Genomic DNA, 4,984 nt, shown 5'->3' with positions numbered 1-4,984 from the left:
CCGCCCGGTCCGCCCGGCGACCATGTCGAGCGATTCGGCGGTGAGCGCCTCGATGATCTCCTCGCTGTCGGCCAGACCCGACACCAGGTTCATGCCCATGCCCCCGAGCACCAGGGCATCGACGCGATCCGGGTGGGCCAGGGCCAGAAAGGCGGCGATGCGCGCCCCCATCGAGTAGCCGATCACCGGACAGCGCGTCACCCCGAGGTGGTCGAGCAGCCGCCGGGCATCCTCGGCCATGTCATGGGCGAAGTAGAGCCGGGCATCGTAGAGCTTGCGCGAGGCACCGTGTCCGCGATTGTCGGCGGTGATGGCGCGGTAGCCCGCCCCCGTCAGGGCATCGACCCAGCCGGTATCCAGCCAGTTGACCTTGCCCGAGGAGCCGAAGCCATGGATCAGGAGGATCGGCGGACCATCGCCGTGGACGTCGTAGGCGATTTCTATTCCATCCGACAGGAACTGCGGCACGGGCGCGGCCTCCTCTTTGCCCCGGCTTCTAGTGCGCCCGCATGCACTATCGCAATGGTGTTCCCGCCCCCCTGCGTGCACAGCACTCCGCCGCGAGGCGCCTGCGGCCTGCCGACCGACGGCGAGACGCGGCCAGATCGACGGCAAGCACCAGCTCCGGAAGCGGGCGAGGAGCGGTTCGCAAAGCGGCAAGAGGCCGTTCGACCGGCGGCGCGCATCAACTCCGGGACACGGAAGGCAGCGCACTGGCCGGACGGCGAAGACCGGCTCGCGAAGCGACCAGAGGCAGCCAGACCGGCGGCGGCCAGCCGCCCGGGCATGCAGCACGATAGCGCCCCTGCTCGGCGGCGAACGCATGCCCCGCAAAAAACGACTGGCGTGGATGCGACTCGAACGGGGGCGAGCATCGCCTCGGGGAAACGCCAAGAAGCGCTCAGCCAGTCATCCGCCGCGCAAGGCCGGCCCTCACCCGGCCGACCGGCTGGCCCACCCGGAACGCACCGCCCGCACGCGTGCCATCCCGGCCCGGCCCGGCCGCGAGGACCGATTCAGCCCCACGCTCGACAGGACAGCCGCCCGCGGCTGCCCCTCGTCACATCCCGCGCGGCGGCCTCACGGCTCGCCGTCGTCCCCTTCATCGCCCTCCGGGCCGGCCAGCAGCGCCTCGGACAGCACGCCCGAACTCTCCCGCACGCCGCGCTCGATCTGGTCGGCGATCTGCGGGTTGTCCTTGAGGAACTGCCGGGAGTTCTCCCGTCCCTGCCCCAGCCGCTGGCTGTCGTAGGAGAACCAGGCGCCGGACTTCTCGACGATGCCGGACTTGACGCCCAGGTCCAGTAACTCGCCGGTCTTCGAGATGCCCTCGCCATACATGATGTCGAACTCGACCTGACGGAACGGCGGCGCCAGTTTGTTCTTGACCACCTTCACCCGCGTCTGGTTGCCGATCACCTCCTCGCGTTCCTTGATCGCGCCGATGCGGCGGATGTCGAGGCGCACCGAGGAGTAGAACTTCAGGGCATTGCCGCCGGTGGTGGTCTCCGGCGATCCGTACATCACGCCGATCTTCATGCGGATCTGGTTGATGAAGATGACCATGGCCTTCGACTTCGAGATCGAGCCGGTGAGCTTGCGCATGGCCTGGCTCATCAGCCGGGCCTGCAGACCCGGCATCGAATCGCCCATTTCTCCCTCGAGCTCGGCCTTGGGCGTCAGCGCCGCGACCGAGTCGACCACCAGCACGTCGATCGCGCCGGAGCGGACCAGCGTGTCGGCAATCTCCAGCGCCTGCTCGCCGGTATCGGGCTGCGAGATCAGCAGTTCGTCGACCTTCACGCCCAGCTTGCGAGCGTAGATCGGATCGAGCGCGTGCTCGGCATCGACAAAGGCCGCGATGCCGCCATTCTTCTGCGCTTCGGCCACGACATGCAGCGCCAGGGTCGTCTTGCCAGAGCTTTCCGGCCCGAACACCTCGATGATGCGGCCGCGCGGCAGGCCGCCGATGCCGAGCGCGATGTCGAGCCCGAGCGAGCCGGTCGAGATCGCCTCGACCTGCGCGATGGCGCCCTCGCCGAAGCGCATCACCGTGCCCTTGCCGAAGCTGCGCTCGATCTGGCTCAGAGCCGCCGCCAGCGCCTTGTCCTTGTCCATCGATCCCTCAACCACCCGCAGGGGCGCTACAGCAGCCATACCCGATCTCCCTTATTCCATTTCGGTCTGCCTCGCGCAAACCGCCGATCCGTCCACTGAGTGTGCCGGATTTGTTCTCATTTTGTTGCGGGAGCGTCAAGCACAAAATAGGAACATCGCTTTCGGCATGAACAGAATCGCCGCCCCATCGCCTCATCGCCCCCCCGCCCTGCCCGATCCGCGCTGCCGGAAGGGTGATCCCTATCCAGTTTCCTGATGCAAAGCATGGCGCGGCGCGCTACTAGGGCGGCCATCCGAGGGAGGGAGTATCCGATGCGCTTGATCCAGTTCGCCGCCGACAAGGGCGGCCGTGCCGTCGCCGCGACCGAGGGCGGCGTCACCAGTCTCGTCGCGGGCGCGACCAGCGTCTACCAGCTGGCGCTCGAAGCCGGGCGACGCGGGCTCGACCTGCGGGCACTGGTGATCGAGAAGGGGCTGGGCGCCGCCGTCGACAAGGCCGCGCTGGCCGCCGAGGGACGCCTGCTCGCCCCGATCGACCATCCCGACCTGGCCCACCTGCACGTCACCGGCACCGGGCTGACGCACCTGGGTTCGGCCTCCACCCGCGATGCCATGCACAAGTCGAACCAGCAGGCGGCGGAAGCGCCGCTCACCGATTCGATGAAGATGTTCCGCATGGGGCTCGAAGGCGGCAAGCCGGCGCCGGGCGAGATCGGCGTCCAGCCTGAGTGGTTCTACAAGGGCAATGGCTACGCCGTCGCGGCTCCGGGGAAGCCGATCCCCTCCCCCGCCTTCGCCCGCGATGCCGGTGAAGAGCCGGAGATCGCCGGCATCTACGTGATCGGCGACGACGGCACGCCGCTGCGGCTCGGCTTCGCGCTCGGCAACGAGTTCTCCGACCATGTCACCGAGCGGGTGAACTACCTCTATCTGGCCCATTCCAAGCTGCGCTTCTGCTCGTTCGGCCCCGAACTGCGGGTCGGGGCGCTGCCGCGCCATGTCGCGGGCATGTCGCGCATCCTGCGTGGCGGCAAGGTGCTGTGGGAGAAGCCCTTCCTCTCGGGCGAGGACAACATGAGCCACACCATCGCCAACCTCGAATACCACCACTTCAAGTACGGGCTGTTCCGCCAGCCGGGCGATGTCCACGTGCACATGTTCGGCACCGCCACGCTCAGCTTTGCCGACGGCATCAAGACCGAACCGGGCGACGTCTTCGAGATCGAGGAGAGCCAGTTCGGGCTGCCGCTGCGCAATGCCGTCGCCTGGGATGCCGAGCAGCCCTTCGCCATCCGCCAGCTCTAGGCCCGCGGGCCGGCTCCGGGACGATCCCCTCGGGGCCGGCACCCCTCGATCGATAGACCCTTGGACGGGTTTACCTCCTCACACTGACATGTCAGTGTCCGCCGCCTTGCACAGCCGAAGGAGGACAGGCCATGAGCGCCAGGGGTTTCAACACGCGTCGGGTCGGTCGCACGAACCTCGAGCTGAGCGAGCTCGGGCTGGGCGGTGCCACGCTCTCGGGCATGTTCGGCAACGAGGTGCCCGACGAGCAGGCACGGTCCGTGGTCAGCCGCGCCCTCGATGCCGGCATCGGCTACTACGACACGGCGCCCCACTACGGCGACGGCCGGGCCGAGCACCTGATGGGTGATGCGCTGCGCTACCGCCACGACGATGTGGTCATCTCGACCAAGGTCGGGCGGCTGCTGCGTCCCGTCCGCTCCGAGGCGCAGCGCACCGTGCCGCGCAGCTGGACCTACCCGTTCCCGTTCGAGATCGCCTACGACTACAGCTACGATGCGATCATGCGCTCCTACGAGGACAGCCTGCAGCGCCTCGGGCTCGGCCATGTCGAGATCCTGCTGGTCCACGATATCGGCGTGCAGAGCCACGGCGAGGAGGGCAACCGCAAGCACTGGGCCGACCTCAGCTCGGGCGGCTATCGCGCGCTCGACGAGCTGCGCCGCAATGGCGACGTCAGGGCCATCGGCTTCGGCGTCAACGAAGTCCCGGTCCTGCTCGATGCCCTCGGCATCGGCGACTGGGACGTGTTCCTCGTTGCCAATCGCTACAACCTGATCGAGCAGACCCCGCTCGAGCGGCTCTTTCCGGAGGCCGCGAGGGCCGGCACCTCGGTGATCGCGGCGGGCCCCTTTGCCGCCGGCGTCCTCGCCGGCACCGACATCTGGGGGCCGTCGAACGGGGCCTACCAGAAGGCGCCGCCGAACATCGTCGAGAAGGTCACCGCGCTTAGGGCGGTGGCGGATGCCTTCGGCATCCCGCTCGGCGCGGCGGCGCTGCAGTTCGGCGTCGCCCATCCCACCGTTGTGTCGGTGCTCACCGGGCCGAAATCGCCGGCCGAGCTCGATGGCATCCTCGCCTGGTGGCACACCCCGATCCCTGCCGGCTTCTGGGATGCGCTGGCCGACCAGCGCCTCGTCGCACCGGGCACGCCGCTGCCGAACGGCCGGACGGCGTAGCGCTCATTGATTCTGTTGCTCAGCTGAGCAACAGAATGGGTGTAGCCTAGGAGGCATCGATGGCCGCCACCGCCTTTGTGCGCGCCCGCATGGACGAAAAAACCCGGGACGCCGCCGCCGCTGTCCTCCAGGAGATGGGCCTGACAGTGTCGGACGTCATCCGGATGACGCTGACCCGCGTTGCCCGCGATGGCGCCCTGCCCTTCGAACTGAAGATCCCCAACGCGGAAACGCGGGCGGCCATGGCGGAAGCCGAGGAGATCGCGGCCAACATGCGGACACGCTTCTCGACCCCGGAAGAGATGTTCGATGCCCTCGACAAGAAGTCAGAGTAGCAGGCGGACATCGCTTCCACGCCCGTTCGCCTAAGCGCGCAAGTTCCA

General features: G+C 68.2%; 5 protein-coding genes. 3 read left to right on the top strand and 2 right to left on the bottom strand.

Translation table 11 applies throughout. The annotated features are described in order from the left end of the window. Window positions 1-468 (bottom strand): alpha/beta fold hydrolase (locus tag ACE3TU_RS18745; protein ID WP_374626989.1); only part of this gene is annotated, 468 nt, incomplete at its 3' end. A 612-nt stretch (window positions 469-1,080) separates the two neighbouring features. Beyond that, window positions 1,081-2,157, bottom strand: a complete 1,077-nt coding sequence (gene recA, locus ACE3TU_RS18740; RefSeq protein WP_374626987.1) for a recombinase RecA — start codon at window positions 2,155-2,157, stop codon at window positions 1,081-1,083. Between the two features lie 273 nt (window positions 2,158-2,430). Between recA and araD1 the strand changes: the two genes are divergently transcribed. The 3 genes from araD1 to ACE3TU_RS18725 all read left to right on the top strand — a co-directional run bounded on the left by araD1 (window position 2,431) and on the right by ACE3TU_RS18725 (window position 4,936). Then, window positions 2,431-3,423, top strand: a complete 993-nt coding sequence (araD1, locus tag ACE3TU_RS18735; RefSeq protein ID WP_374626985.1) for an AraD1 family protein — start codon at window positions 2,431-2,433, stop codon at window positions 3,421-3,423. A 131-nt stretch (window positions 3,424-3,554) separates the two neighbouring features. Continuing rightward, entirely contained in the window at window positions 3,555-4,601 is a 1,047-nt protein-coding gene (locus ACE3TU_RS18730; RefSeq protein ID WP_374626983.1) for an aldo/keto reductase, read from the top strand. A gap of 59 nt (window positions 4,602-4,660) precedes the next feature. Further along, entirely contained in the window at window positions 4,661-4,936 is a 276-nt protein-coding gene (locus tag ACE3TU_RS18725) for a type II toxin-antitoxin system RelB/DinJ family antitoxin (protein ID WP_374626981.1), read from the top strand. The last annotated feature ends 48 nt before the right edge of the window (window positions 4,937-4,984 follow it).

This window comes from Devosia sp. (genome assembly GCF_041917035.1).
Lineage (GTDB): Bacteria > Pseudomonadota > Alphaproteobacteria > Rhizobiales > Devosiaceae > Devosia_A.
Note: the sequence above shows the minus strand (reverse complement) of the source record. Positions and strands in the feature narration are given on the sequence as shown.

Excerpts from the sequence above, each read along its gene's own strand:
- recA (WP_374626987.1), bottom strand. The coding sequence starts at position 2,157 with ATGGCTGCTGTAGCGCCCCTGCGGGTGGTTGAGGGATCGATGGACAAG.
- araD1 (WP_374626985.1), top strand. The coding sequence starts at position 2,431 with ATGCGCTTGATCCAGTTCGCCGCCGACAAGGGCGGCCGTGCCGTCGCC.
- ACE3TU_RS18730 (WP_374626983.1), top strand. The coding sequence starts at position 3,555 with ATGAGCGCCAGGGGTTTCAACACGCGTCGGGTCGGTCGCACGAACCTC.
- ACE3TU_RS18725 (WP_374626981.1), top strand. The coding sequence starts at position 4,661 with ATGGCCGCCACCGCCTTTGTGCGCGCCCGCATGGACGAAAAAACCCGG.